Below are 1,252 nucleotides of genomic sequence, written 5' to 3' on the forward strand. Positions count from 1 at the left end.
GGCGCGGTCAGAACATAGGTAACACATTCGGTTCAGAACATGGGTTACACATGCCGTGAAGGTGGTTACAGGTTCTCTTGGGGTTTGTCAGCTTCAAACGAGGCGCTAGCGCCTCGTTTGAAGCTGAGCGTCGTGGGGTCCACCTGGCCCAGCAGCAGCCGGGAAAAATAGACATCCCAGTCTCCGTCGTGGCGGGGCTGGAGTCCGACATTCCATCCTGCAAGGCTGCCGGAGAGGAAGATCTGACCTCCCTGCCATCTGAGATTGCCGCAGCGAGAGATGATGCGCGTCTCCATGGTGCCATAGTCCAGGGCGTCAGGCAGGCCGTTGTAGCGCACGGTAGAACGTTGGTAGACTTCTGCGGGCATCTTCATGCCCAATGCTTCGTGCGGTCGCTGGTGATTGAACTCTTCACGCCACATGTCCAGCTCCTCCTGAGTGGAACCTCTGGCCCGGCTTTGTACTTCGTCTGCCAGGTCACGGTGCAACCGCTCATGAGCTCCATTGTCCTGGGGACAGCTGGGGCGGCCTCGTTCCAGATCAATGCCCAATGCCACCCACCGGCTGGAGAGCTGGCTGAGACCAAGCACGGCAGTGGAGCTGGCAAAGGGAGCACCGTTGTCGCTACGAATGGCTTGGGGCAGCCCATAGCGTTCAAAGAGTCTCTCAAAGCACTCCCAGACGGAGTGAGTACAGGCGTTGGGCAGCCGCCGGGTCTCCAGCACAAAGCGGGAGCACTCATCGCGCACGGTGAGTGGTTCACATCGTTTGGAGTCGACGTCGTACCACCAGCCCTTGAAGTCGACGGTCCAAACCTCATTGGGCTTTTGGGCCCGGCGTCCGGTGTTCAGATGCGAGGTGGAACGAACCACGCGTGGCCTGCGCTTTTGCACCAGGCCGCAGCTTTCCAGGACACGTTTGATGCTGCTTTCACTGGGAAGAGGCTCGCCCGGATGGGCGCGACGATAGAGCTCCTGGATCTTGCGAGCCCCCCAGGTGGGATGGCGCTCCCTGAGCGCAACCAAGGCGCAGGTGACCTGCTCAGAGAGCTGGGAGGCGTGAGAGTGAGGGCGACGACTCTGGTCTGCCATGCCTCCCAGCCCCGATTGAAGGAATCGTTCCTTCCATTTGTAGCCGGTCTTGGCGCTGATGCCGTATTCCCGGCACAGAGCGCGGAAGTTGAGGGTGCCGAGGGCCTTTAAAGCGAATTCAGTCTTTTGGTTCATAGGATTAACGGAGGGCCACGGCATGG

At 60.0% G+C, this 1,252-nt stretch carries 1 protein-coding gene; it reads right to left on the reverse strand.

The window, feature by feature from the left end; translation table 11 throughout:
- Nucleotides 1–65: 65 nt before the first annotated feature.
- A complete protein-coding gene (locus tag BV106_RS34755) occupies nt 66–1,226 on the reverse strand; it encodes a helix-turn-helix domain-containing protein (protein ID WP_051946969.1) in 1,161 nt (386 codons plus the stop codon).
- Nucleotides 1,227–1,252 lie beyond the last annotated feature (26 nt).

Origin of the sequence: Verrucomicrobium sp. BvORR106 (assembly GCF_000739655.1) — a bacterium.
GTDB lineage: Bacteria > Verrucomicrobiota > Verrucomicrobiia > Verrucomicrobiales > Verrucomicrobiaceae > Verrucomicrobium.

Bases quoted from the DNA above. Each gene is read 5' to 3' on its own strand.
- BV106_RS34755 (WP_051946969.1), bottom strand. From the start codon at position 1,226: ATGAACCAAAAGACTGAATTCGCTTTAAAGGCCCTCGGCACCCTCAAC.